The organism is Candidatus Xianfuyuplasma coldseepsis (genome assembly GCF_014023125.1).
GTDB classification, from domain to species: domain Bacteria; phylum Bacillota_I; class Bacilli_A; order Izemoplasmatales; family Izemoplasmataceae; genus Xianfuyuplasma; species Xianfuyuplasma coldseepsis.
On the sequence record NZ_CP048914.1, the window covers coordinates 318,767 to 343,644 of the forward strand.

The 24,878-nt window shown below is 40.6% G+C and carries 25 protein-coding genes; 6 read left to right on the forward strand and 19 right to left on the reverse strand.

The window, feature by feature from the left end:
* Positions 1-125 precede the first annotated feature (125 nt).
* On the forward strand, positions 126-2,639 hold the full coding sequence (locus G4Z02_RS01400) for a hypothetical protein (protein WP_258878067.1): 2,514 nt from the start codon (positions 126-128) through the stop codon (positions 2,637-2,639).
* 42 nt (positions 2,640-2,681) lie between these two features.
* Here G4Z02_RS01400 and G4Z02_RS01405 read toward each other — a convergent pair whose 3' ends face one another.
* The 3 genes from G4Z02_RS01405 to G4Z02_RS01415 are packed head-to-tail and all read right to left on the reverse strand — an operon-like array spanning position 2,682 to position 6,876.
* Positions 2,682-3,590 (reverse strand): 3'-5' exoribonuclease YhaM family protein, encoded by a 909-nt coding sequence (locus G4Z02_RS01405; RefSeq protein WP_258878068.1) that lies wholly within the window; start codon positions 3,588-3,590, stop codon positions 2,682-2,684.
* Between the two features lie 9 nt (positions 3,591-3,599).
* Entirely contained in the window at positions 3,600-5,699 is a 2,100-nt protein-coding gene (gene pulA, locus G4Z02_RS01410; RefSeq protein ID WP_258878069.1) for a type I pullulanase, read from the reverse strand.
* Positions 5,692-6,876 (reverse strand): CCA tRNA nucleotidyltransferase, encoded by a 1,185-nt coding sequence (locus G4Z02_RS01415; protein ID WP_258878070.1) that lies wholly within the window; start codon positions 6,874-6,876, stop codon positions 5,692-5,694. The genes pulA and G4Z02_RS01415 overlap by 8 nt, the downstream gene beginning before the upstream one ends.
* A gap of 98 nt (positions 6,877-6,974) precedes the next feature.
* On the opposite strand from G4Z02_RS01415, the gene G4Z02_RS01420 reads away from it, so the two are divergent.
* Positions 6,975-7,586 carry a YigZ family protein gene (locus tag G4Z02_RS01420; protein WP_258878071.1) on the forward strand — a complete coding sequence of 204 codons (612 nt, stop codon included), beginning with the start codon at positions 6,975-6,977 and terminating at the stop codon, positions 7,584-7,586.
* A 29-nt stretch (positions 7,587-7,615) separates the two neighbouring features.
* Here the strand turns inward: G4Z02_RS01420 and G4Z02_RS01425 are convergent, their stop codons facing one another.
* The gene (locus G4Z02_RS01425; protein ID WP_258878072.1) at positions 7,616-7,831 is read right to left on the reverse strand and encodes a hypothetical protein; all 216 of its coding nucleotides are present in this window, start codon (positions 7,829-7,831) and stop codon (positions 7,616-7,618) included.
* A gap of 8 nt (positions 7,832-7,839) precedes the next feature.
* The gene (locus tag G4Z02_RS01430) at positions 7,840-8,268 is read right to left on the reverse strand and encodes a NusG domain II-containing protein (RefSeq protein ID WP_258878073.1); all 429 of its coding nucleotides are present in this window, start codon (positions 8,266-8,268) and stop codon (positions 7,840-7,842) included.
* A gap of 288 nt (positions 8,269-8,556) precedes the next feature.
* Here G4Z02_RS01430 and G4Z02_RS01435 point away from each other — a divergent pair, with 288 nt between their 5' ends.
* Entirely contained in the window at positions 8,557-9,882 is a 1,326-nt protein-coding gene (locus G4Z02_RS01435; RefSeq protein WP_258878074.1) for a rhodanese-like domain-containing protein, read from the forward strand.
* A 170-nt stretch (positions 9,883-10,052) separates the two neighbouring features.
* Here G4Z02_RS01435 and G4Z02_RS01440 read toward each other — a convergent pair whose 3' ends face one another.
* The 8 genes from G4Z02_RS01440 to G4Z02_RS01475 are packed head-to-tail and all read right to left on the reverse strand — an operon-like array spanning position 10,053 to position 18,100.
* A complete protein-coding gene (locus G4Z02_RS01440; protein ID WP_258878075.1) occupies positions 10,053-10,385 on the reverse strand; it encodes a (Fe-S)-binding protein in 333 nt (110 codons plus the stop codon).
* 1 nt (position 10,386) lies between these two features.
* Positions 10,387-10,998, reverse strand: a complete 612-nt coding sequence (locus G4Z02_RS01445) for an electron transport complex protein RnfA (protein WP_258878076.1) — start codon at positions 10,996-10,998, stop codon at positions 10,387-10,389.
* Positions 10,998-11,633 (reverse strand): electron transport complex subunit RsxE, encoded by a 636-nt coding sequence (gene rsxE / locus G4Z02_RS01450; RefSeq protein WP_258878077.1) that lies wholly within the window; start codon positions 11,631-11,633, stop codon positions 10,998-11,000. Before rsxE ends, G4Z02_RS01445 begins: the two co-directional genes overlap by 1 nt.
* Positions 11,633-13,522 carry an FMN-binding protein gene (locus tag G4Z02_RS01455; RefSeq protein WP_258878078.1) on the reverse strand — a complete coding sequence of 630 codons (1,890 nt, stop codon included), beginning with the start codon at positions 13,520-13,522 and terminating at the stop codon, positions 11,633-11,635. The genes rsxE and G4Z02_RS01455 overlap by 1 nt, the downstream gene beginning before the upstream one ends.
* A 1-nt stretch (position 13,523) precedes the next feature.
* Positions 13,524-14,618, reverse strand: a complete 1,095-nt coding sequence (locus tag G4Z02_RS01460; protein WP_258878079.1) for an RnfABCDGE type electron transport complex subunit D — start codon at positions 14,616-14,618, stop codon at positions 13,524-13,526.
* A 9-nt stretch (positions 14,619-14,627) separates the two neighbouring features.
* The gene (locus G4Z02_RS01465) at positions 14,628-15,851 is read right to left on the reverse strand and encodes a 4Fe-4S dicluster domain-containing protein (RefSeq protein WP_258878080.1); all 1,224 of its coding nucleotides are present in this window, start codon (positions 15,849-15,851) and stop codon (positions 14,628-14,630) included.
* 8 nt (positions 15,852-15,859) lie between these two features.
* The gene (locus tag G4Z02_RS01470; RefSeq protein ID WP_258878081.1) at positions 15,860-17,734 is read right to left on the reverse strand and encodes a [Fe-Fe] hydrogenase large subunit C-terminal domain-containing protein; all 1,875 of its coding nucleotides are present in this window, start codon (positions 17,732-17,734) and stop codon (positions 15,860-15,862) included.
* A 12-nt stretch (positions 17,735-17,746) separates the two neighbouring features.
* Positions 17,747-18,100, reverse strand: coding sequence for an NADH-ubiquinone oxidoreductase-F iron-sulfur binding region domain-containing protein (locus tag G4Z02_RS01475; RefSeq protein ID WP_258878082.1), 354 nt, complete (start codon positions 18,098-18,100; stop codon positions 17,747-17,749).
* A 173-nt stretch (positions 18,101-18,273) separates the two neighbouring features.
* Between G4Z02_RS01475 and G4Z02_RS01480 the strand changes: the two genes are divergently transcribed.
* The 3 genes from G4Z02_RS01480 (at position 18,274) to G4Z02_RS01490 (ending at position 21,218) form a co-directional block, all read left to right on the forward strand.
* Positions 18,274-19,092 (forward strand): rhodanese-like domain-containing protein, encoded by an 819-nt coding sequence (locus tag G4Z02_RS01480; protein ID WP_258878083.1) that lies wholly within the window; start codon positions 18,274-18,276, stop codon positions 19,090-19,092.
* 93 nt (positions 19,093-19,185) lie between these two features.
* Positions 19,186-19,839 (forward strand): hypothetical protein, encoded by a 654-nt coding sequence (locus tag G4Z02_RS01485; protein WP_258878084.1) that lies wholly within the window; start codon positions 19,186-19,188, stop codon positions 19,837-19,839.
* Positions 19,840-19,892: 53 nt separating this feature from the next.
* Positions 19,893-21,218, forward strand: coding sequence for an FAD:protein FMN transferase (locus tag G4Z02_RS01490; RefSeq protein WP_258878085.1), 1,326 nt, complete (start codon positions 19,893-19,895; stop codon positions 21,216-21,218).
* Positions 21,219-21,233: 15 nt separating this feature from the next.
* Here the strand turns inward: G4Z02_RS01490 and G4Z02_RS01495 are convergent, their stop codons facing one another.
* The 6 genes from G4Z02_RS01495 to G4Z02_RS01520 all read right to left on the reverse strand — a co-directional run bounded on the left by G4Z02_RS01495 (position 21,234) and on the right by G4Z02_RS01520 (position 24,813).
* On the reverse strand, positions 21,234-21,731 hold the full coding sequence (locus G4Z02_RS01495) for a Gx transporter family protein (protein WP_258878086.1): 498 nt from the start codon (positions 21,729-21,731) through the stop codon (positions 21,234-21,236).
* 69 nt (positions 21,732-21,800) lie between these two features.
* The gene (locus tag G4Z02_RS01500; RefSeq protein ID WP_258878087.1) at positions 21,801-22,667 is read right to left on the reverse strand and encodes a DegV family protein; all 867 of its coding nucleotides are present in this window, start codon (positions 22,665-22,667) and stop codon (positions 21,801-21,803) included.
* Positions 22,660-23,094: a hypothetical protein gene (locus tag G4Z02_RS01505; protein WP_258878088.1), complete on the reverse strand. Its 435-nt coding sequence runs from the start codon at positions 23,092-23,094 to the stop codon at positions 22,660-22,662. Before G4Z02_RS01505 ends, G4Z02_RS01500 begins: the two co-directional genes overlap by 8 nt.
* Positions 23,091-23,420, reverse strand: coding sequence for a PadR family transcriptional regulator (locus tag G4Z02_RS01510; RefSeq protein ID WP_258878089.1), 330 nt, complete (start codon positions 23,418-23,420; stop codon positions 23,091-23,093). The genes G4Z02_RS01505 and G4Z02_RS01510 overlap by 4 nt, the downstream gene beginning before the upstream one ends.
* An 81-nt stretch (positions 23,421-23,501) precedes the next feature.
* The gene (locus G4Z02_RS01515) at positions 23,502-23,939 is read right to left on the reverse strand and encodes a MarR family winged helix-turn-helix transcriptional regulator (RefSeq protein WP_258878090.1); all 438 of its coding nucleotides are present in this window, start codon (positions 23,937-23,939) and stop codon (positions 23,502-23,504) included.
* Positions 23,940-23,961: 22 nt separating this feature from the next.
* The gene (locus tag G4Z02_RS01520; protein ID WP_258878091.1) at positions 23,962-24,813 is read right to left on the reverse strand and encodes a DegV family protein; all 852 of its coding nucleotides are present in this window, start codon (positions 24,811-24,813) and stop codon (positions 23,962-23,964) included.
* Positions 24,814-24,878: the final 65 nt, after the last annotated feature.

A 24,878-nucleotide genomic window follows, 5' to 3' on the forward strand; every position in this document is an offset into this window, starting at 1 on the left:
ACGAACCAGATGAGGTCGGAATGTGCTTCCTATTAGGAAAATCATGAATTTCAGTAATTTATAGTTGTGTTTGATACACAAAAATGATAATATATATATTGCGTAAATATTAAGGAGTGATATACATGAACAAAGGAATTGTGATAAAAGCATCCATTATATTAGGATTTTTCGCCATTGTCCTAGGGTTGGCTTTTGGGTGTAGCAATGTGAAAGATGAGAATGTTACACCACAACTAGAAAACGGTGAAGACGTATACTTGACCGTTGGCGACATTACCGTTACAAATCAAGATCTTTGGGATTTAATGAAGATTACCGACGGTGTAAACTATTTAGAAAAATACATTCAAGAAAGCTTGTTGGCAGATTATATTGCTGACGTAACCGATGAAGAAATCGAACAAGCTCGTATTGAACAAATCTACAATACCAAAAACGAGGACGTTATTGCCGAATTACAAGCAGATGAAGAAGCTAATACCCAATTGATTTTAGCGTTTGAACAATCAATGATTCTTCAAGGATTGGATCCAACGAGTGATGAAGATTTACGGAACTACTTCCAGTTAACCGTAGCCGTAAAGAATTATACCCGTGATTTCATTGAAGCACGTACCGATGAAAGTTCACTATACATTAGTGATGAAGACGTACAAGACTACTATGAAGACCAAACCAAAGGAACTGTTTGTGCATTGCCCATTCGTTTCAGTAGCTGGAATGAAGCAAACGCTGTCTTTGATCAATTCTTGCTCGTACCGAATTATGAAGACAATGATGTATGGGGAGACTACTTTGGAACCGAAGACATCACGTCATTAGGAACATCCGAATTTGATTCCACCAACACACAAGTCTTAACGGATGAAGAAACATTCGCCAAATTCATTGATTTGTACAACTTCATGAATCCAACCAAAGAACAACTGGATAACACAACGGCAATTGCTGACTTGTGTACAACATACGATGGATTTGAATTTGATTATGCAGAGTTAAACGATGACGTATTTGGTACAAGCGGACAAGCAACCTTAGCCGATACATTATGGAATGACTTAACCGATGGTAGTGATGAAGAAAGTACAAAACCGCGTTATACGGCGGATGTCGAAGTCATCGAAGGATACCAAGTGTTATTGTACAAAGTTTCTGAAGAAGATGTAACTGCATATGCAGACTTGGATCAAGCAACCAAAGATGCGCTGTATGATGAATTATTAGAAGACAGTATTACGTCTGGGAATATCACCACAGCGATTGAAGATAAAAAAGCTGAACAAGAGTTGGAGATTTTTGATCCAATCCTAAAATTACAATATTTCTACACCAACGGTGAAGAATACGATAATAAAGGTAGCGAAACATTAGTCGCTACATACGGGGATATGGATATTACGGCACAAGAATTGTTCGATTACATGGAAGATACACTGGGTGTATACTATTCTATGGAAATGATCAAAGTGGATTCCTTACTCTATAGTGATGTCTACACATCGATTTATGGAGATGACTATGATTTCTTAAACAGTGATAATGAAACCATGGTCGAACACCGCGATCAATTACGTCAAATGAAAGCGGCGTTCAGCGGTGATCAATATGCAACATATGGATTCAGTAGTAGTGATTATACCTGGGAAGAATTCCTTGTTGTTGCCTTTGGGTCAACCACTGAATCCGACGTTCTCTTAAACGTATACGTGATGGCAAACTTACAACCATTCGCCGTGGAAGATATGATTGAGTATGATCGTGCTGTAGCCGTGATTCAATCAAAATTTGACAATTACTTAAATCTTGATGCGACCCATCTCCTTCTATACCTAGACAATGATTGGGACTTCGAGCCGGATAGATTCAACGACTATGTCGATGAATTGGACGCTGCCGATTTAACCGAATACAATGATTTAGTCGTTCAATTTGAGGATTTGGTAAAATCCAAAATCAACAATGATGAGTATAGTTTTGAAGACATCGTTAATGAGTACAAAGATTCGCTAATCGATGATGATGACAACGATTGGAAACCATTCAAAGAATATGGATTCTACATCATGACCGAAGATCTTGGAACCATTGATCAAGATTCCTTACTCAACTACGATTCTGACTTCGCTGCTGGTATCGAACGGATTTACAACAGTTTGAAAAACGATCGTGAAGACGACGACACCATTACGGAATTCATCGATAACCAAGTCATTCCATCGGATTTCGGTATTCACTTCGTTATCGCCGAAGCCAACGATTTCTTTGATCGTCCAAGCGCTGCATTCGATAACACCGATACGGATTACATCGATGCCTTCAACAATGAAAACGATCTACCAACACAAGCACAAGTGGAAAAATTCATTGAGTTGAACTGGGCAAGTACCGTGAATGAAACTGTTGATTTCACCATTCCTACTGCAGTGAATGATGCGATTAAAGAATACTATCAAGAAACATGGGATAGTTACTTCACCAGTACAGCTTACACGATTGCTATTACCGAATACTTATTAGAAAACAACGTGACCTACACAACCGATCAAGCGGATAATATTACATTCTTAAACAACATTATCGAAGTATTGTACGAAGTTAACTTCGTGGATGAATACATTACACCTTTAGAAGACTAAATACAAAACAAAAACCTCACATCTGAGCGATGTGAGGTTTTTTTATTTTAATTTCGATTTGTAATATTTTTCGCGATCTAGTACCGGAATTGGTGACGTGAATTCTCCTTCTTCCGTTTGATCCAGTGTTTCTTGTAAAACGGTCATCTTCGAATCGATGTTATCAATGAAATGAAGAATCAAGGCTTCGGGAATATTGGTTTTTTTCGGGCTTCCGTAATTGCCATAATAATGATGACTGAGAATCATGTGTTGAAGTAACAATAATTCTTCAGTATGTCGTTTACCAAGTTGTTCGGCAATTACTTCGAGTTCTTTCACCGCCATCGTAATATGGCCAATTAACCGTCCTTCTTTGGTGTATTCCGGTCCAGCGTAATTACTCAGTTCTTCCACTTTACAGATATCGTGCAAGAGAATACCACCAATTAAGAGATCTTTGTTTAAGAACGGATAAACGGCTAGGAATCCATCGGTTAATTTCATCATCGTTGCCGTGTGATACGACAATCCGCCGATATAGGCATGATGAAATTTAGTGGCCGCGGGATAGAGATAGAACGACTGCTTGAATTTTTGATACATCGTGTCTACCAATACTTTAATCGTATCGTTTGAAATACTATCAAGGTACTCTTCAATCGTTGTTTTGATGTCTTCGGTATCAACAGGTGCGTATTCATAGAAGGTTTCCATCAGTTCTTGGCGGCGTTTGAAAGGGATGTCCATTTGATCGATATGGGTAAAGTTTTGAACTTCTAGTTGTTCTTTTTCTTTGAATACAACGGGTTCACTCTCAAAAAAGTATATCGCCCCTGCGACAACTTCTTCGTTCTCATGGATCCGCAATGTATACCCTTCTTTGTCTTCAGCGGTTACCCGGATAGTGTTGGTGTCGTATGTTGTTGTATTGATCGTTTCGATTTTTGCATAGAACGTTGTTAGTTCCATTGGTTTCACCTATTTTCGTTTTAAAATATATGTACTAATTTCATCCACATTGATTTTGGTAAGCAAACGACGAGATCGTTTCCGACCGTCAAAAATGAGGGTGTATTTATCGTCTAAGTTAAAGGTTTCTTTTGTCGTGTTGTTTTTGAAGATGACAATCAGTTTGGTTTCTTCATCTTCTAGCTCGTAGCGTATCGTTCCGGATTCATGGGTATGAATTGTGACATAATCACGTATTTTTGATGGTGCGGTTAAGCGGAACAGGTCGTATTTTTTACGGATTCGAAGCAATTCTTTGACAACGTTGATATCGCGCATGTTTTCGTCAATTAAATCCCAGTTGATTTGATTGATGGAATCGGAGGATTTGTAGGAGTTTTCCACGCCTTGTTTACTGCGGTAAAATTCTTGTCCGCTGTGGATAAACGGTACTCCTTGACTTAAGATGACGATACTCGTTGCGAGTCGTTGACGACGTTTGATTTCATCATCTGTGACGTCTTTACCCAAAGCGATAACGGCTTTGTCATAGAAGGTGTTATTGTCATGGCATTCGACGTAGTTGATCGATTGCGTGGGATAGCGGAATAAGAACTTGTTCATGCAGCTACCCATGATAATATTCTTAATATCATCGAGTTTGGCACTGGATCCGAGGGCATAACCACGTTGTTTGATATCGAAGGTGGCTCCTTTGATCAGTTCACGGGTTTTGTCGTTGAAATGACCGATGTTGAACAGTAAGTGCTTGTTGTACATATGTGCGGCAAAATCATCACCGATTACGGTTGGCATCCGCCATCCTTCCCCATAGACGATGATGTCACTGCGGAAGCGATCAAGTTTTTGACGTAAGGTGTTCATTGTCCGAATATCGAGTAAGCCCATTAAGTCAAATCGGAAGGCATCCATTTTGTATTCTTTGGCCCAAAATAAAATACTATCAATGATGAACTTACGAACCATGCGACGTTCACTGGCAACATCGTTGCCACAGCCACTGCTGTCGGTCATCATACCTTGGTTATCAAAGCGATAGCCATATCCAGGGATAATTTTTTCAAAGGCAAACAATTTATGATTATACACGTGATTGTAGACAACGTCCATTGATACGCGTAAGCCAAGTCCGTGAATATCGTCGATGACTTTGCGTAGTTCATTGATTCGTTTATATGGATCATCGGGATCGGAGGAGAAGGAACCTTCAGGAACATTGTACTGTGCGGGATCGTATCCCCAGTTGTAGGTGTTCTCTGGGTTACGTTCATCAGTGCTACCAAAATCATATACTGGCATCAACTGAATATGGGTGATACCGAGGTCTAGGACATGATCAATCCCAGCGGGATATCCTTCTTTGGTTGTGAGACCTTGTTCGGTGAAACTGGCATATTTGCCAGGGTGGGTTGCTTGTAAGGATGGGTGTTTGGTAAAATCACGAATATGAGTTTCGTAAATCACCGCATCGGTTGGAATCCCACTGAACTTGGGTCGTTGTTGACGCATTTTATACAGTTTGGATTCATCGATGACATAGCTCCATTCACCGTTGGCGTTGGATGACTGTCCATAGGGATCGGTTAATGTATGTTCTTTCCCGTTGACATAGCTGATGTAGCGGTATTTATAGGTTTCGTAATCGCCTTTTAAACGGAGATACCAGACGCCTTGATTGTCGTATTCCATCGGAACAATCTCATGGGTGCCATCGGGACTAAGCAATTCGAGCTTCATGTACTTGGCGACCGGTGTCCAAATTTTAAATTTGGTGCGGTCTTTGCGATAACTACTTCCAAGGTCGGACTGTTCATAATAGTAAATGTCGTCGAACAGTTCGGTACGGACAATCTTACCGGTGAAGAGTTCACTGGTGTTGTTTAAATCGTCATAGATGTGATACATTTGATTCAGTAAAATATAGCCGTCAAAACGGGTAATGTACTTGCGTTCATTGCCAATCATTTCCGAGGAAATAATATCGAGTTCAATTTCTTCGTCGTTGCCGATGACGGTAAACGACTTGACAAAATCATGGCGATAGCTTGTTGGTACTAAGATGGTAATTTGACTAAAATCGTCTAAGTAAGAGTAATACGTCTTATTCATGATCTTCTCCCATTTCGGTTTGGAGTTGGTGTACGCGCTGTAAGGCGAACGGTTTCAATGTATCATAGGTATTTGGCATGTTGTTCATGATTACTTCATACAGTAAGTCATCAATCACAAGGCCGATGATGGATCGTTTTTTTAATGTTGTCAGTTCCAATATGTCTTGTCCTTTAAATGCCAAATCACAGACATCCTTAACCGGCATTTCATCCCACATTCTCAGGATGGCTTGTTCTTGATCGGGATACCCGAGTAGGACATTGATTCGATTGGCCAGTAGACAGGGTTCTAGTTTGTTGGAAAATAGGACAAACTTGTTGAAGGCATCATCTTTGGTGACTTCATGAAGATTCATGACTTGATAAATCAAGCGGATGTCGCGATTGGAAAACCGCCAACGATCGTCAATGTCTTCAAAGATAAAGCCAATGATAAAGAGTTCCAACGGATGAATGTTGATGTCATTCTTTGCGAGGAATTCGATTCCCTTAGTTAGTCCTGGTAGATGGTTATGAACACCCGTCTCTACCATATATAAAAAGGCTTGTTGTTGATGTGGTTCCTGACAGGTTTTGTCAAGTTCCACCATGACTCGTTCAATGGCGATTGTCTCAACCAAAGCTGCGTTGTTGGCAATTGCCGTAACGGTGTCTTCTGCAAGGGTAAACCCGAGTTTACTGACAAAGCGAAAGGCCCGAAGGATCCGGAGTGCATCTTCATGGAATCGTTGATTAGCATCACCAATGGTTCGGAGGATGCGTTTGTCCAAATCGGCTTGGCCATCAATTAAATCAATGATGTGGTCGTTATCATCCATGACGAGGGCATTGACAGTAAAATCACGGCGTTTCAAGTCATCTTCTAGATTGGATGAAAAGGAGACCTTGGATGGATGACGATGATTGTGGTATTCGCTTTCCAAACGATAGGTTGTCACTTCATAGGAAAAACCACCCATAAGGATGGTTACACCACCGAATTTTCTTCCGGTGCGTTTGACATCATCAAATAGTGCGATGACCTGATTCGGTGTGGCACTGGTTGTAATGTCGATATCTTCACAGGAGCGCCCTAAGAGCGTATCCCGAACAAATCCACCCACAAAATACGCTTCGAAATTATTCGCATGAAAAGTACGAAGGATTTGTTTGGCGGTTTCTACGTATAATGACATGATAATCACCAACATAAATTATACACCATTTTGTTGGTGAATTCCATTGTTTCAGCGTTTTTTTTACGGTGATATGCTATAATATAAGTGGTGATAATATGAAGAGTATCCTCAATCGCATCTCAAGCGAAATCATTGAGAAAAAGAGTCTGTTTATCAATTATACGATTCCCATTCGTTCATTGGATCATTTTAAGCAGGAATACCAAGCGATTAAGAAAGAACATCCCGATGCGAATCATCATTGTTATGCGTATATTATTGGTTCAAAACAAGAACACCAAAAATATTATGATGATGGGGAACCCTCACGAACCGCTGGCTTTCCCATGTTAGAAGTTCTACTAAAACAGGATTTAACCGATATTTTAACCGTTACGGTGCGCTATTTTGGGGGTACAAAACTAGGAGCAGGTGGATTGGTACGAGCGTATTCCAAAAGTGTCAGCAACACCTTGCAAGAGGCGAAGTTTTCGTTTTTAAAAGTGTACCAGATAGTTGAAGTAACCATTGATTTTGATCACATCGGTAGCATTGAGCACTTCTTACACAATGACTACACATTAATTCATACCTCATATGATGAACAGGTTCATTATCATGTGGAATTGATAGAGAAAGATGTCAAACGATTCTCTTCCTGGGTTCAAGATCAAACAAAGGGGTCCGCTTCTATATCAATCCTACGAACCATCAAACGCTATGAATAAGGCACAGAACGTCGTCTGTGCCTTTTTGTTTAGAATAGTTCGACTGTCATTTCAATGAGGTGCATAAACGCTCTCGTAAGCAGGTATGTGAAAATGAGAACGGTAAAGATATAGGTTAGTTGAATCTCCCGATTATGACCTTTCTTAAAGAGGAGATCAAATCGGATTGATTTGAACAACTGGAGATTAAACATAAACAGAATAAAGAATAATGCAAGTTCAAATAAAATTAATAAATTATCCATACGTCCTCCTATCCAGTGATATCATCGGGTAAGTTCGGGTCTTTTGCTTCAACAACAATAATAATGTTGTTGGGTAAGCATGTCAGTGGTGATAACGGTGAGTTTGTCCATCCCTGTGTTTGACAGATGTGTTTGGGACTTTCCTCGTCGATGACACGAACCCGTTGCTCACTGTATTCAATATAAACCCCATAGGGGTTTGATCCGAGTACATGAAAGATGTCGTTCTCTTCGTCAATGTTGATAACTCGGTCTTCATTAAAAATTTTATAATTACCATCTTCAAGTTCGATCTCGACAATTTTCTCATTATTATAGTAGACTATAGCGACACCGTCCACTAATGCATTGTCATTTGTGACTTGGCGGAAAATGAGGAAGCTTGAGACCGCCACAATGAGGATGACAGCGATTAAAATCCAGTCTGATTTATGCATAATATCACCTAACTACGTTCTTATCTCATTATACCATAAGTGATGTAATTTTGAGATTCTTTTACGTCTCGTTTTCGCTTTTTTTATTAACAATATTTACTTTACTTTGTAAACTGCTTCTAAATTGTAATAGTTTCTAAACAAACTATATTTTATATGCTTTAGTTTGATTACGAACTACCGTTTATTGGCTTAACAAAAGTCTTAAACAGTTCCAAATTTGTTTGACAATTAACTAAATTTTAACTATAATATGTGTGGTAATAAAAAATAATTTAGGAGGACAAAATGAAAAAATTACTATTGGTTTTTGCAGCATTTGCATTAACGTTTGCACTTAGTGCATGTGGGGAAGAAGGACTTCCAGAACTTCCAGATGAAGTAACAATGGATAATATTGATGACTTTTTAGGTCGTCCAGATGTACAATATGTAGACGTACGTGATTTCGACGAAAGAATGTTTTCTGGTTACATCCAAGGTTTCGAAGTTATCCCTTATTTTGATTACTTAAAATATGAAGATATCTTAGTAGACAACGGTGGATGGGTGTACGATGCTGGTGAAGCAAAAAGCGAAACTGCTTTAGAAGCATTATTCGACGACAGCAAAGCTATCTTTATCATGTGTGGTAGTGGAACTCGCGCTGGGTACATTAAAGATGCATTAGAAGCAATCGGATTTGACAATGTATATAACATTGGTGGATACGGAAGCTATGACACAACTAGTGACTTTAACGTAGCTGGCGACAACTCTTATGTCAATGTACCACTTGTTAAAGGTGGATGGGATGAAGGTACCTACTTCGGATTCGATCCAGTTGGATTATACATGGCTACTGTTGTTATCAACAGCCAAGGTGGAATCCAAGCCGTAGCATTTGACGCATTATACGGAGACTCTACCAAACAAATCATAGGTGAAGGTTATGACATGGGTAGATTTAGTGATCCTTATGTAGCAAACTATTGGTTCACACATGCTGACAACTTAGCAGCTGAAGTTGTAGCTAGTCAAGGTTGGTCAAACATTACTTTAGACCAAATGACATTGACTGAAATCGAAGCGGAAGACAGTCTTCCACATCACATCATCGAATTTGATGGTTTAGCAGGTGTTACTGTTGGAGCTGAAGGATTTGTCTATGCATGGAACGATGCCATCTCTCAAGCAAGCGATAGCGATCTTGGTGTTGTAGACACAGAATTAACAAACGAAGAATGGTTATTATTACACGCTGATTGGAAAGCATATGGATGGACATTGAGCCTTGATGGAGATGATCATGTATTTGAATTCTCTGGAACCGATGCAAATCAATTCTGGAACAACAATGCACAATACCCAATCGATCCTGCACTAGATGCAACTGCTACAAGTGTTGATGTAACATTAACAGCACCAGAACAAGGATTCATGTTAAAAATTGAAATTACTGGTGGAGCAAACTTAGAAGTACCATTCACAGGTACTGGTGCAGAACAAGTTGTCAGTATCCCACTTGATGGATTTACTGCAGAACAAATTCCACAATTAAATCTTATCGTATTATTCGCAACTACTGTTGATGGAACTGGAACGATTACTGTTCATAGTGTTGATGTGAACTAATTAATAATTCCAAAAAAGTAAAAAAAAGAGGATCTCATAGAGATTCTCTTTTTTTATGAGCAAAACGCAATACATACATGTATTCTATCATTGAGAGCGTGTGTTGCGACACACATCATGCGGATTATCTCTCCCACTAAAAAAGCACTCCAGCTGGAGTGCTTTTAATATTACATTTTAACTTTAACAAATTCCCCGGATTCATCAGGATGCGTTTCCAAATATTCTTTTATCTCGTCACGCATTGCTTGGTCCCCTGGTTTACATTGTGTAAGTTTCGCATCTTCACGCAAGATGGCATCGGCCATTGCGCGACAACCTGGATTTCCACACAGACCACAGTTTTGATTGGGTAATAGATCTGTGATGTCTTGGAGACGTGGGTCTTCTTCAACGTGGAATAAAACACTTGCGCCCCATAGCAATAATGCAAGAGCAATACTAATGACGGTGGTAAGGATAATGACAGGCATTGCTTCTGAGATAAAGCTTTCAAGCAACATCTTAAATCACCCCACTAAAGCCACTGAAGATCATCGCCATGATGAAGGCCGTGATTAAGGCAATGGGAATCCCTTGCCAGTTCTTCTTGAGCGGATAGGCATCCATTTCTTCGCGGATCGCAGAGAATAAGAAGATGACAACGGCATATCCTAAACTAATACCAAGGGCATAGATGGTTGCTTCTACGAAGCTTGGAATTTGGGTTCCTACCATCAATAATTTTTGCGATCCAGCACCATTAACTGTAACGTCAATCGCAACCCCTAGAACAGCACAGTTGGTTGTGATAAGCGGTAAATATACCCCAAGGGCACTGTAGATGGCGGGACTGAACTTCTTAATCACCATTTCGACCAATTGGACAAAGGATGCGATAACTAAAATGAAGACGATGGTCGAGAGGTACTGAATTTCATATTCCACGAGAACATAGAAGTAAATCGCGTAGGCAATCATCGTGGATAGGGTGATGACGAAGGTAACCGCCATCCCCATCGAAAGGGCACTGCTTTTCTTGGTCGATACACCAAGGAAGGGGCAGAGACCGTAGAATTGATTTAAGACAACATTATTAACAAAGATGGCCGCAAAGGCAAGAGCAAATAGTTCCATTATGCTGCCTCACCTCCTTCAAGGTTGCGGAATTTCAGTTTGTTGACTTGGCTGACGAGAATACCGAAGACCAAGAAGGCTCCAGCTGGTGCAACCAAGATTGGGATTTGGAAATCAACAGGAATTAATTGAATCGCCAAGTCACCCCATATGGTAATACTTCCACTACCGAGTAATTCACGGAAGAACGCAATCAACATGATTCCTCCGGTAAATCCAATGGCCATTCCAAGACCATCTAAGACACTACGCCATGGACCGTTTTTCGAAGCGAATGCTTCGGCACGACCTAAGATCAAACAGTTAACAACGATTAAACTTAAGAAGGTTCCAAGTTGTGCGGCAATGTCTTCCATGTAGGCATACATCACCATCTCTAAGATGGTAACGAGCGAAGCGATAACAACAATATAAATTGGAATCCGAACCTCACGTGGTACGGCTTTACGAATTAAGGAAATGATCAAGTTACTGAAGACGAGAACGAAGATAACCCCAATTCCCATCCCAATCGCTTTTTCGACACTACCGGTTACGGCGAGGGTAGGACACATTCCTAAAAACTGAACAAAGGTTGGATTTTGCTTAAAGAATCCAGTAGTGAATACTTCCATATTACTTTTTTGTCGAGCCATTAGTTTGCACCTCCTACAGATTCGGATGTGTGGTAGTCATAGATGTCGGCGATGGATGCTTTCCAGGCTGTGGTTGTCACGGTTGCGCCGGACAATCCATCAAAGTCGCCATTGGCTGCATCCAAGAATGCCAAATCAATGAACTGCGTCCAGTTGGCAGCATCCGCAATTTGACCACCATAACCAGGTGTATCATTCTGTGAGATGACCATGAACTGAACGATGGTATCGCTAAGATCAACCGATAATAGATAGGTAATGTCGTCGGCAAATCCTTCAAAAGTTGCATAATAGACATAACCAATAATTGCATCACTACCATCTTTGGCAGCATATAAGTTTAGAATATTGCTGTCGTAAGAATAGGTTGTATAGACCGATTCAAAGGTTATGGCATCGGGATAGACCGTTTGCAAATTGGCGATACTAGTGTCTCCCGGTACTTCAAAGAGTGGATATTTATTGATGTGGTAATCGACTAGAATCTCAACCGCATCCCGAACTTGAGCGAAGGTTATGGTTGCGCCACCAACTTCATCCAAATCGAGTTCAGCGGTAATCGCATCCCCGATCATTGAAGTATCGTATGCATCATCATAATATCCTTCGACACGATTTTTGGTATCGGTTGTATCAATGAATTGTAGTCCGGTGAAGTTATCATCGGCATCAATCCCAACCATAAACTCAATGTAGGTAATCTCACTATAGGATGCACCGATGGTAATCATGTGGTATACCGTACCAAGGTAGGTATTGCCATTGTACGCATCATACACACCTTCGATGAGTGGGTTGGTTAGTTTACCACCCGTCACATCGACATACTCTGTCGCCGATGCAAATAGTTCATCAAATGCTTTGTCAACGCGTTCGTTATAGGTAAGTTCTTTTTCACCCTCAAATTCCCAACGGTGGTATAATGCCACGAGTTGGAGACTCGATTCAAAGGCGAGTCCAGTTACACTTGCTCCACCAAAGGTATCGACACTAACACCGGTCATATCGGTACTTAGGTTGCCATCAAATTGGCTCCATAAGGTTTCATCATACATTTTTTCAGCACCGTATTCAGCGGTATCACCACTATATAAGGTGATGTATCCAAGCACTTCATTGGTAGTGGTATCATAGGCAATCGCATATTGATTTTCATCGTCTCCGTTGAATCCAACAAAGGATGCTTCGTAGACAACAACAGCATCACCATCGGTAGTATAAATACTAGTGATTCCATAACTGTCGAATGGATTCGTCGGTGTATATTCTGTGATGGTTCCACCGGCAAGTGCTTCAAGTTTTTTCATTTTTACTTGTTCTGGTGTCAGTGGTGTGAAGCCATAGGTATCGAGATGGTAGTTATAGACACTTTGCATCGAGGTTTTCCAATACCCGGTGGTAAAGGTTGCCCCGGCAACGCCATCAAAGTCACCACTTCCAGCTAATTGTATCGACATTCCAGAGAATTGGGCCCACAGGTCTGGGCTCATAAACTCATCTGCCGTCGATGCACTTTCGGCTTGACTTAACATTTCAAAGCCTCCAATGTTTCCTTCTGCATCGACACTCATCATATATTCCAAGTTACTAGCATAACCGCGGAAGGTGACAAAGTAGACATAGCCAACGGCATTGCCACTACTGTCGGTAATTTCTAAGATGCTGGTAATTCCAGCGGTAGCTGCATCGGAGGTTGGCTCCGCAGTTTCCACTTGGTACGTGGGTTCCATCGCGGGGAAAATATCCGATAAGGAATCAATGATTTCTTTCATTTCTTCGGCTTTACGACGAGCAATTTCCTCACTCGTAAATCCTTCGACAACGAAGACAGCAAGACTGAGTCCAACAACGGTGATAAATAACATAAACACGATTTTTAGAGGTTTCATTTTACAAGACACCTCCTATAAATGCATTGAACGCTTCGATTAATCGGCTTTGGACAATAAATCCTAAGACGGCACCGACAACAAGAACGACAACAGCTAAGCTGATACCGGTTTTAATCAGTGCTTGTTTATCGGAGCGGACAACGGTCCGATTGATAAACGGTGTAATCATGTTTCCGAGTAAGACGGCAAAGACAACACCTTCAATGGATGATCCGACAACACGAACGAGCATCGTCATGATCGCCACGACAACGGCGTAAACCAGTTTTGCTTCACGAGAGGTCGGGCTACTAACACTTTCAGCAACCAAGAAGACGGCTCCAAACATGGTTAGTCCCGTCATTAAGTTGATGAGCGTAAAGTTTACGGCACCAGCTCCAAAGTTGATGTATCCAACGATGAGACTGATGACGCTGACAGTACCAATAAAGGTGACACTGATGCGCCAATCAATGACTTTAGTTACAACGAGATAAATCAGTAATAATGTCAGTAAGATGATACTCGTCGATCCAATTGCATAGGCTTCGTAGTGACCCAGCATCAAATCAACCATGTTGAAGTTGACGCTTGCACTTTCGACCAATACCGATTTTAGTTGGACGAGTGGGGTATTGCCTATACTGAGAAAATCACCAAAGGAGATGTTCGCAAATAAGACCCCAACCAAGGCGGGATTAAAGATGTAATATCCGTATCCACCAAAGACGAGTTTTCCAATGTATACCCCAACAAATACGGCAAGAATTAAGACGTAGATTGGGGTTGAAGTTGGTAAGAGTAAGGCAATTAATAATCCCGAGTTGATCGGATCAATCCAACGTTTGTACTCGGAAAAATCGTTGGCACTGCCTTCTCCAAGTGCGTAGAGGAGTTCAATAATGACACTAACGAGTGCTCCTACTACGAGCATTAAGAAGGTTTTAAATAATTGATCCGGTGCCCAAGAAGTTTCTGCGGCAACAGGAATAAATGCACGAGTGATGATTGCAATAACGCTGACAATCAACAGGGATATGTGGAGGTTTAGAGATCGTTTATAGGATCGTTGTTGGTTGTTTTTAATTGGTGGCTTTTTCATTGTAAAGTTCATCATACGCTCCTATCCGACACGACGTTTTGCACGTCGCACCCATTCGAGAACATTGATTTTTGATGGACATACATAGCTGCACAGTCCACATTCAACACAACGATCGGTATTGAGTTCCACAATCCGAGAGTTCACAGCGCGCAGTTCGGCGTCCATGATGTTTTGTGGTAAGATCCCTGCGGGACAGATGTCGTTGCATTCTCCACATTTAATGCAGACATCTTCGACTTCCTCACGGAAGCCACTCACATTGATGTTATCAATGCTTGCTGTAATCGTGAAACTATCATTGTCAACTTGTTCACCAGATAAGAAACTACCGATGTGACAGTTGAGTTCTTCGGTTTCATCGTGGTACCCACCAAGATCGTCAACGATCTCGGTAAAGGGGGTTCCAATTTTCACATCGTACATCGCGTTGATTAAGAAGGCATCGCCTGTTATCGCCAAGTGACGATTGGTTGCAGGTTTTCCTTCACGAACGGCGTCATAGACCATTTTCGCAGCGACGGTGGATGTATATAATATTTGATTGTCAATTAAGTCGATGGACAACACCTCACCAACGAGTTTCTTGGCGATGTGATAATCCCATCCTTTGATTTTTTTGGTGTTAATTTCGGCGACATCGATTCCTTTGTCGACAGTGGCTTTCCCTAAGGCCTCAAGCGTATCATAATCCATGTACTTATCAACGATTAGGGTTGCTTTTTCCGCATGTGCTGCGACTTTTAAGAGATCGATTCCATCGGCAATGGCTTCGGCATTTTGCTTAATGAAGTCATAATCGGTAGAGACGAATGGTTCGTTGATATAGACAGCATTGATTAAGATGTGTTTGAGGGGTCGTTCAAAGGTGATATCGGTATAGATGCCATCGACGGTTACTTGATGGATTCCGCATGCTTGAAGACGTTCACGGATGAGTGCCGGAGCTACGTCACCATCTAATTTTGTAAGGTCGATGGATTGATTCAATTTGTCGTTTTCAATCACGATGTGATCGACGATTTTATTAAAGCGATCGAGTCGTTGTTCGAAGCCGGTAACTTCACCACTTACCGTGGCGATGACGGGGGTTTGTTGTTTGCCATTGTATTTGTGCGCAACAACTTGTCCAACGAGGACTTTGTCCCCGATTTCGACTTGAGGAACAGCGATTTTTGAGGTTTTATCAGTTAATGGTAGAAACACCTTGTCTGGAGTTAAATATATTCGATTTTCCGTAATCATGATGTCACCTACTCTCTTCTGAATTCTTTCTTGGTGTATGTGGTGTGAATCAATGGTTCGATGTCATCCACATCAATGGTTTCTAGCATTGGATCATGCATCGGGTTCCATAGAGGCATGTCCGGTGTACATAATGCTTGTTCACGTCGGGCGATAACCTCGTGCGTTGGCAAGTTCTTAATGATTGGCATACCGCCACCATTGAGGCATCCACCAGGACACATTTGTAGTTCGACAAGATCGTATGCTTTTTTCTCCATAATGGTCATGAACGCTTTGATGGCCGCTCCACCTTGAACGCGAGCAATCCATAGTTTTTTGCCTTGGAATGGTACAACGGCTTCTTCGATGATGCCATCGCTTTCTTTGTCTCCATAGACTTTTTTAAACGATACATCACCAATGAGTTTTTCGTGGGACAGTTCAAAAATTGCTTGCAACGTTCCCATCAATGGTCCCCCTTTGACAAGCGGACGACTAACGGTGATGTTTTCGTGTGGTTTGATGCCTTGTAAGGCTTTGTAGTTGATGCCTTTTTGTTTTACTAATTTGACAACCTCGCGCGCCGTTAATACAGCATCGACATCGGCAACACCATTGGTGGTAAGTTCGTTTCTTGTGATCTCATATTTTTTAGAGCTACACGTTCCAACGGTAACGACTTTGATATTACCTGCTTTGGTTGCTAACATTTTATGTTTGAGTAATGCTCCTTGAAGAATGTGAGGTGATTTCACAGGAGAGAGATACTGGATTCGTTTGTTGATGGCTTCTTGCAAAGCTTCTTTGGCAAGAGTAAGTTGTTCTTTGGCCACAGACATTTGTTGATCCAGTGTTGTCGAATCCTCGTCATTTGCTAGTGCTTCAGCCAATGATGTTTCCAGTTCGTTTAACTTTGTGGTTGCTTTGGTTACGGCATTTTTGAGTGGTTGAATCCCAAATTGATACAGTTCCACAAATCGGTTGCTGGCCGCACAAGTGGTTGTGAAGACGGGGAAGGTTCCACCGGTTTCACGGCGTTTGATGAACTCACGAGCGGTTGCTATTGCTTGTATATCTTCACCTAAATCCGTGTTTGTTATCACATCAAATCCTAGTTTCTCGAGAGCTTCATAGGTTTTCCCAATGGTCTCTTCAAACGGTGTCTCGAGCGGATATCCGAACTCTTCAGCAATGGCGATACTGGCTTGTTTGTCGAGTTGAACAACAACTTGATTGTTGTCATCACGAATGAACTGCAAGACTTCGGTCGTGGAGTCGGTTTCAAACAGGGTTCCCGTTGGACATGCTTTGACGCATTGGCCACAGAAAACACAGCCAGTTTGATCAAATGATAATCCCACAGTTGGAGAGACAAATGGATTCATTCCATCGTCATCGTGGAATTTGAGTACATTTGCGGTTACGACATTTTGGCATACGGCAACACAGCGTTTGCACAGTACACATTTGGATTGGTCTTGTGATATTCCTGAACCAGCAATAATATCTTTGCTACGTCCTATTCCAGGTCCAAATTCGTCAAAGACCACGTCGTGTTGTTTTAATAAATCGTAAAACTCGCACATCCCGTCTTTCGGGCAGCGCCAACAATCGAATCGATGGCGTGATGCGAGTAATTGTAATGTTGCTTCACGTGATTGAATCACTTTTTCACTGTCGGTATGTATCACCATACCACTTTTGATTTCTGTATTACATGCAGAGACCAAATCTTGTTCGCCTTCTACTTCAACAACACAGATACGACAAAAGCCAATTTCGTTGATTTCCTCGATGAAACACAACGTTGGAATGTCGATACCGATGCTTTTCGCAGCTGATAAAATGGTGGATCCATTTTTGACTTTGACAGTGGTTCCATTAATTGTAATCTTTGCCATGAATGATCCTCCTTAGTATTTTTTCACTGGGCTGTATAGTACGTGATAGTTGTTTTCGAGGATAACCTCCATATTTTTACCAATGTCCAGCCCCACACTGCATCGGCTAGCGCGCAAGTTATAAACCAGTCGCTCAATTTCTTTTAAGGTTTTTAATGTTGCCTCACCTTGGATGTACTGATCAAACAGGGTTTCGAGTTTGCGAACTCCATCCCGGCAGGGGATGCATTTTCCGCAAATCTCTGGATGTGTCGACTCGAGATAGCTTTTGATTTTGACAAACATGTCGTCTTCTAGCATCTTGGTTTCAGCATCCAAAATCCATTGTTCGAAGAGTGCATTGACGTCTTGAGACTTTGTCGTCATTACGTTCACCTCACTTTAGTATGTAAAAAAAATATAACCTATTACATTATAACAAAACTACTTCGAAAAATAAACAAAAAATCTAGGTTATATATATAAAGTTTTTAAAATATATACTTTATATATGGCCAGTAAAAATGCTATAATAAATACGGTATTTTGGAGGTGATGTTATGCGACGTTTAATGGCTTTATTTAGCGTATTTCTATTAGTTTTTATACTAACTAGTTGTACAGAAGAAATCACAATATTGGATATCACTACCGACTCGGAAATCACAATGGCGAATCTCGACGATTATATGTTTCGTGATGATGTGCAATATGTCGACTTGCGGAACTTTAACGATCCTTTTATGTCAGGAACGATTGATGGGTTTATCAATATCCCCTTCTTCGACTATTTAGATTTCCGGGCATTTGATCGCAATGGTGTCTTTGAGTTTGATCCTGACCAGATAGTAAATGTTCGTGAAATCGAACGATTGTTTGATTCGGATAAAGCAATCTTTTTATATGCCGATGGTTGCATCCGCAGTGGTTATGTAAAAGATGTTTTAGATTACTTGGGATATGAACGTGTGTTTGTTCTGGGTGGCTTTTATGAGTATCAAGGTGAACACCGGATTGTTGGCACAGGTGAATTCTCTTTTGGGAATACCTTTTATGGTAGTTATGTCGATGAAGAGACGGATTATCAGTATCTTGTCTATGGTTCTATTGATGTTGCGCACAACATTAAATCAGTTCGATTTGATATCATTGATGATCGTGGTTTGACTCTTCGAAGTGAGGGATATGCTGCAGAAATAAATTACAATGAACAGTTGACCATACTAGAGAACTTCATTCTAAATCAAGGAGGAAACTGGAATCAACACTACGATAATATCCTACATGCTGAAACCAGTGGATACGATGAAATCGAGGGATATGAATTGGGGTTTTCTGAGAATCTACTATCTTTAATTGAAACCGTAATTAGAAAGTGAAAAATAGTTCGATTTTTAATGTTTTAGTGGTTGTTTTTATATACGTAATTATATATAATATGTAGTGAAGTCAATTTTCAGGGGAGGATTTACATGAAAAAACTAGTATTTTTAATCGCGGTATTTGCTACTGTACTTTCACTTTCAGCGTGTGAAGAAGTCTGTGTTGGAGCAGAGTGTATCACCGGTGAAGTTGAAACTACAGGGGAAGCAGACAATACATTACCGTTTACCCACATTGATGGTCATGGAACCGAAACAGCAAAACAAGGATATATTTTATTTGAGATTCCCACGAGAGATTATGTCAAATATCAAGTAGCATACTTATCTTGTACTTGTCGACCAGCTGTTTATAATTACCTACAAGTCATGTATATTGAAGTCAATATTGGCGATAATGCCATAAATTATATATCGTTTGACACCGATGGTGAAGATGGCCATTATCATCCTGGAACATGGGGTGATAGTAGTGAGATTCCTAGATATGGTGATGAAAGCAATGGTACCGTAGCCTATGAAACAGTTGTGGAAGATTTTATTCCGTGGTTAGTAGGAAAAACATCCGCAGATTTTGATGGTATTAGTGTCTTTACGAATGAAACATATCATGATACGGTAACCAACACCACCAACATTGAAGAACAAGATTTGATTGATGAGTTTGCTGGTAGTAGTGTTTCAACAAATAATATGATTCGCATGGTAAAAGAAGTTCTTGCGTATCACGAAAGTAAATACTAATGATAAAAACTGGCTAAGCCAGTTTTTTTGTCTCTTGATGAAAGGATGATTCGATGAAACGAATAGTTACAGTCGTACTGACAATTCTCGTTGTTGCTACATTGTCGGCGTGTAAAGAGAATGACGCGACAATTGAGTTGATAGGTGAGGATGTGTTGTCGCTTGAAATCGGGGATGAGTATGTCGAAAAGGGATTTATTGCCAAAGATGGTTTTACGGATATTAGTGAGTATGTATCGGTTACAGATGACATTGATAATACGGTAGCTGGGGATTATGAAGTAAGATACACATTGTCCTATGAAAACCAGGAATCATCGGTTACGAGAACCGTTTATTACCGGGAATCCGGATGTACTGTCATTGAAGATACAACGATTACAGAGTGTCGCGTGTATTGGGCTCAGTACCTCCATACTACGGTGAAGTTAAATTTGTACTACGATGGAGATATCTACAACAATCAAATCGATTCGATTGTGAATAATGTGGAAAACATCTTAGCGAAGTACCATCAATTAACGACCAAGTACGATGCATATGATGGTGTGATGAATGTCTATGCGATTAATCAAGATCCAACGGCTGTACATACGATTGATTATCGGTTGTTTGATTTGATTCAATTTTCTTTGGATCATCAAGATGAGGTGAATAATCTATTTAATATTGCCCTTGGCCCTGTATTGAAGTTATGGCACGATGCTCGAGAAGCGTGTAATGCATTTACCAATCCTGTATGCAATCTGCCAGCAATGGTGGATTTAGAAGCGGCTGATCAATATACCGACCCGAGTGAGATTACGCTAGATGAAGAGAATCTAACGATTCAAATGGGTGCGAATATGTCGATTGATTTAGGTGGTGTTTCCAAAGGGTACATCAGTGGCAAAATAATGGACTATTTGGATAGTTTGGAGTTTTCTGGTTATCTTCTGAATAACGGTACCAGTAATATCTCGATTGGGGGAACTCATCCAGTTCGTGAGAATGAGAAGTTTTCACTTGCTGTAACCGATCCAACGAATCCCTATTCGTATTATGCGATTGTGTTCTTAGGGGATGGCGATCAGTTGGTGACATCCGGTGATTACCAACAGAACTTTATCGTTGATGGGGAGTTATATCATCATATTATCAACCCCAATACCTTGATGCCTGAGCGTTATAGCCGCGCCGTGTCAATCGCCACTAGCGATCCGGCACTTGCCGATTTGTACTCGACAGCAATCTTCACGATGCCGATTGAAGATGGTTTAGCCTTTGTCAATGCCATTGATGGACTAGAGGCAATTTGGTATACGTTGGACAACACTGTGGTGATGAGCGATAAATTTGAAGCTCAGTATGTCTATGACCTATCTGTCGATAAAGACTAAAAAAATAAAAGCCCGCTAGAGGGCTTTTTTCATAATTTGTAGACTTCTTGTGGCGATCATTCCGGTAAAGACTCCGGTGACGATGGAAAGTACTAAGATATAAGGGAAATAAAAGATTAGTTCACGTCGTTCAATGATAAAGATTGCCATGACGATTTGGCCGACGCTGTGACCGAAGGCTCCCATGATTGAGATGGAAATAATGTTGAAGCGTTTTAAGTGCTTAAATAGAAACATCATGAGGTAGGCTACCATACCTCCACTTAGGCTTAAGAAGAAGGTGACACTGAAGATATTACCGCGTAATAATCCAACAAGGATGATACGCAATAAAAGAATGGTAAAGGCGTCACGATCGCCATAGATAAATAGGATCAGGATTGTTACTACGTTCGCGAGTCCTAGCTTGACACCGGGTACGGGAATCGGGATTGGAATCATCGATTCGACGATGGATAAAACGATGCTGATGGCTAGTAATATCGCGAGTAACGTGAGTCGTTTTGTTCGCATAATAATCACCGAGGTTATTGTATCATTTTTCAGGTATTGAAGCAATTAAAAAAGGAACCGCGGTTCCTTTTATTTTTTTGTCAGATTGAAATAAGCTATACCAACGGTACCAATACCGGTGTGGCAACCAATCACAGGGGTGATTGGGGCTTCATAGTATGTGTAACCAGGGAAGGCTTGTTCCATTTGCTCTTTGACATAGGCGATGCCTTCTTTGTTATCTGAGGTATCATAGGTGACTACAAAGTCGTCGATTTGTTTTAAGTCTTCGATAACGAGATTCACCATTTCTTGTAAGGCTTTTTTCTGGGTCCGGACTTTTAGAAATGGAACGATTTTACCATCATCATTGACTTCTAAAATCGGTTTGATTTTAAGCATACTTCCAATGAATCCACTGGCTCCACTAAGGCGACCATTGGCGACAAATAGACGAAGATTGTCAACCATAAAGTATTGTTTGCGGTTGGTGCGCATCTGCTCTAAATAGGCGATGATGTCCGATGATGGAACGTCTTCTTTGATGAGACGTAAAGCTTCAAGACTGAGCCATCCTTCACTGATGGCGGCATTACGAGAATCGATGACGTGAGTCGTAAGTTTACCTTCGTAGTTTTTCACAGCCATGGTGCAAACACCATAGGTTCCAGATAGTTCACTACTGATGGTGATGATAAAGACTTCGTCGTAGCCTTCTTGTTCCAAGTCATCTAATAATTCTAGTAGTTCTCCTGGTGATGGCATCGATGAGGTTGGTACCAGTGAGGTATCGGTTTTTAAATGGGTATAGAACTCATCGGCATTCATTTCGACAAAATCATCGTAGGTTTGATCGTTCATGATGATTTTCATGCGAAGGATGCGTAAGTTGGGTTCATCAAGATTTAAATAATCAAGACAACCAGTGCTGGTTGCGATAACAGCGCGTTTATTCATGATCGTTATTCATCCCTTCTTTTTTATTCAATAATCGATATAAGACGGCAAGAGGCCACCACAAAACCGCAAGTGCGGGTAGGACGAACCAGATGAGATCTGGTGCGTAGTATAAGTTCGCAAAGACGAGCATACCGATGATGATTACAGTACCAAATAAACTGAAGAGTAAGTCGTTGCGATAGTGTTTGATGGTTTTGATTCGTTTAAAGAAGCGTCGATTTGGATGAAGGGAAGCGAAGTAGTCTTCGGCATTACCAAATTCTACTACGGTACGGTCGATGGCTTCATCTAAGGTACAACCACTTTCTTGGAGGTCTTCTACTTTTTCAATAAGCATTTGGGTTACTTTTTCAATGATCGCCTGTTTTTCCTCTTTTGGGGCATTTTTAAAGGTGTGTTTGACAAAGTTGTGAATTCGTTTCATGAGGATTCCTCCAATAAGGTATCAAGCACGTTTTTGAGCTCAATCCATTCTTGTTTTTTCTCAGTGTAGTACGCTTTCCCCAAAACGGTAATTTTATAATAACGACGTTTTTTACCGTGTGTTTTTTCCCCATAGTAGGATTCGATTAATCCTTTGTGTTCCAAACGGTTGACGATACTGTATAATGTAGCTTCCTTAATCATGAACTGTTCTTTTGTGCGTTTTTTGATGCAGTTGGCAATTTCATAGCCGTAGCGATCTTGCTCGATAATCAGCTTTAATATGATGATTTCGAGATGACCACGAATGAGATCGGAATTAATCAAAAAAAACACCTCCACTTCTACCTGTTCATATGGTTAATCATACCAAAATGTAGCGGTAAAGTAAAGGCATTTTGTTGGTTGTTAGTACTTTCGCTTGAAGTATTCGCTGATGTTTTTTAAGGATTGTAATAGGACTTCATCTTCGTCCAATTTCATATCGGCGATGGTTGCTTCAATCATCTCTTCATGGAACTCATCGTGAATCCGTAAGGCTTTGATTGCTTTATCGGTTAATGCGATATAGACTTTGCGTTTGTCTTCTTCGAGACGGTAGCGTGTTACATAGCCTTTTTCAACAAGGCGATTCATAGCGGTGGTGAGTGTTCCAACCGTTACACGAAGCCGTTTTGCTAGATGCGACATCGTTGGTTCTGCGGTTTTTTCGATGGCTTCTAATACATGAATTTCGTTCATCGATAGTTTGATTCCACGTTTGCGTAAAGCTTCGGCTTCAATGCTTAAAATATGGTTAAATACTTCAACCAATAGTTCATTGATAATTTCTTTTGGTGTGTCCATCTCATTCCCCCTATCTATATGGTTATTTATGGATGTATCCAACACCGACAACGCCGGGTCCTGCGTGAGCACCGACGACTGGTGTTAATGGGTATGCTTTGATTTCTTTGATATCGGGTCGAGCTTTTTGAATGGCTTTGCGGACCACATCAGCACGTTCTTCCGCGTTGGCATGAATTAAGAACACTTCCATGTCTTTATCCCCGAGATCTTCGAGAAACTTTTCAATCAAGCGATTGGTGGCTTTACTTAGTGTACGGATTTTTTCAATGGCTTCCACGCGACCATCTTTGGTCACTTCTAACATTGGTTTGATTTTTAACATGCTACCGAGGAATCCACTTGCACCGCTTAAACGGCCGTTTTTCACAAGGTAACGCAAGGTTTCAACACTGAATAAAATGCGGTGATTATCGCGTAGAACTTCGAGATGATTCCAGATTTCTTCAATGGTTTTACCTTCTTCAATCATTTTGGCGGCATCGAGAATCATTTTCGCTTCTGGGTATGATACGGATTTTGAATCAAATACATGTACTTTTACGTCGTCTAACATATTGGCAGCAAGCATACATCCTTCGTATGTACCAGATAATTTGTTGGAAATTGATACAACAAGCAATTCATCATATCCTTTGGCGACCATTGCTTCGTATTGTTCCAAGATAACACCGGTTGCCGCTTGGGCTGTTGACGGGGTTAAACTAGGATCATCGGCAAGCATTTGATAAAAGTCTCCTGCTGTAATATCAACGTAATCTGAGTATTCTTTATCACCAACTAATAAAATCGAGCGAATAACGGGAATATCATACTTGTGTTCAATATAATCAATACCTGAGTTCCCACATACTAGTAAGCCAATCTTTGACATTTTTGTTCCTCCAATAAATTTTTATTTTGAATTTCAAAGTATATGACTAGTTTACATTTACTTTA

What these genes read in the sequence shown, in the direction of transcription:
- G4Z02_RS01475 (WP_258878082.1), bottom strand. Translation starts at nt 18,100, where the DNA reads ATGACGACAAAGTCTCAAGACGTCAATGCACTCTTCGAACAATGGATT.
- G4Z02_RS01400 (WP_258878067.1), top strand. Translation starts at nt 126, where the DNA reads ATGAACAAAGGAATTGTGATAAAAGCATCCATTATATTAGGATTTTTC.
- G4Z02_RS01425 (WP_258878072.1), bottom strand. Translation starts at nt 7,831, where the DNA reads ATGGATAATTTATTAATTTTATTTGAACTTGCATTATTCTTTATTCTG.
- G4Z02_RS01515 (WP_258878090.1), bottom strand. Translation starts at nt 23,939, where the DNA reads ATGGACACACCAAAAGAAATTATCAATGAACTATTGGTTGAAGTATTT.
- G4Z02_RS01470 (WP_258878081.1), bottom strand. Translation starts at nt 17,734, where the DNA reads ATGGCAAAGATTACAATTAATGGAACCACTGTCAAAGTCAAAAATGGA.
- G4Z02_RS01445 (WP_258878076.1), bottom strand. Translation starts at nt 10,998, where the DNA reads ATGGAACTATTTGCTCTTGCCTTTGCGGCCATCTTTGTTAATAATGTT.
- G4Z02_RS01465 (WP_258878080.1), bottom strand. Translation starts at nt 15,851, where the DNA reads ATGATTACGGAAAATCGAATATATTTAACTCCAGACAAGGTGTTTCTA.
- rsxE (WP_258878077.1), bottom strand. Translation starts at nt 11,633, where the DNA reads ATGGCTCGACAAAAAAGTAATATGGAAGTATTCACTACTGGATTCTTT.
- G4Z02_RS01480 (WP_258878083.1), top strand. Translation starts at nt 18,274, where the DNA reads ATGCGACGTTTAATGGCTTTATTTAGCGTATTTCTATTAGTTTTTATA.
- G4Z02_RS01405 (WP_258878068.1), bottom strand. Translation starts at nt 3,590, where the DNA reads ATGGAACTAACAACGTTCTATGCAAAAATCGAAACGATCAATACAACA.
- G4Z02_RS01520 (WP_258878091.1), bottom strand. Translation starts at nt 24,813, where the DNA reads ATGTCAAAGATTGGCTTACTAGTATGTGGGAACTCAGGTATTGATTAT.
- pulA (WP_258878069.1), bottom strand. Translation starts at nt 5,699, where the DNA reads ATGAATAAGACGTATTACTCTTACTTAGACGATTTTAGTCAAATTACC.
- G4Z02_RS01485 (WP_258878084.1), top strand. Translation starts at nt 19,186, where the DNA reads ATGAAAAAACTAGTATTTTTAATCGCGGTATTTGCTACTGTACTTTCA.
- G4Z02_RS01430 (WP_258878073.1), bottom strand. Translation starts at nt 8,268, where the DNA reads ATGCATAAATCAGACTGGATTTTAATCGCTGTCATCCTCATTGTGGCG.
- G4Z02_RS01420 (WP_258878071.1), top strand. Translation starts at nt 6,975, where the DNA reads ATGAAGAGTATCCTCAATCGCATCTCAAGCGAAATCATTGAGAAAAAG.
- G4Z02_RS01500 (WP_258878087.1), bottom strand. Translation starts at nt 22,667, where the DNA reads ATGAATAAACGCGCTGTTATCGCAACCAGCACTGGTTGTCTTGATTAT.
- G4Z02_RS01490 (WP_258878085.1), top strand. Translation starts at nt 19,893, where the DNA reads ATGAAACGAATAGTTACAGTCGTACTGACAATTCTCGTTGTTGCTACA.
- G4Z02_RS01495 (WP_258878086.1), bottom strand. Translation starts at nt 21,731, where the DNA reads ATGCGAACAAAACGACTCACGTTACTCGCGATATTACTAGCCATCAGC.
- G4Z02_RS01455 (WP_258878078.1), bottom strand. Translation starts at nt 13,522, where the DNA reads ATGAAACCTCTAAAAATCGTGTTTATGTTATTTATCACCGTTGTTGGA.
- G4Z02_RS01505 (WP_258878088.1), bottom strand. Translation starts at nt 23,094, where the DNA reads ATGAAACGAATTCACAACTTTGTCAAACACACCTTTAAAAATGCCCCA.
- G4Z02_RS01440 (WP_258878075.1), bottom strand. Translation starts at nt 10,385, where the DNA reads ATGTTGCTTGAAAGCTTTATCTCAGAAGCAATGCCTGTCATTATCCTT.
- G4Z02_RS01460 (WP_258878079.1), bottom strand. Translation starts at nt 14,618, where the DNA reads ATGAACTTTACAATGAAAAAGCCACCAATTAAAAACAACCAACAACGA.
- G4Z02_RS01435 (WP_258878074.1), top strand. Translation starts at nt 8,557, where the DNA reads ATGAAAAAATTACTATTGGTTTTTGCAGCATTTGCATTAACGTTTGCA.
- G4Z02_RS01415 (WP_258878070.1), bottom strand. Translation starts at nt 6,876, where the DNA reads ATGTCATTATACGTAGAAACCGCCAAACAAATCCTTCGTACTTTTCAT.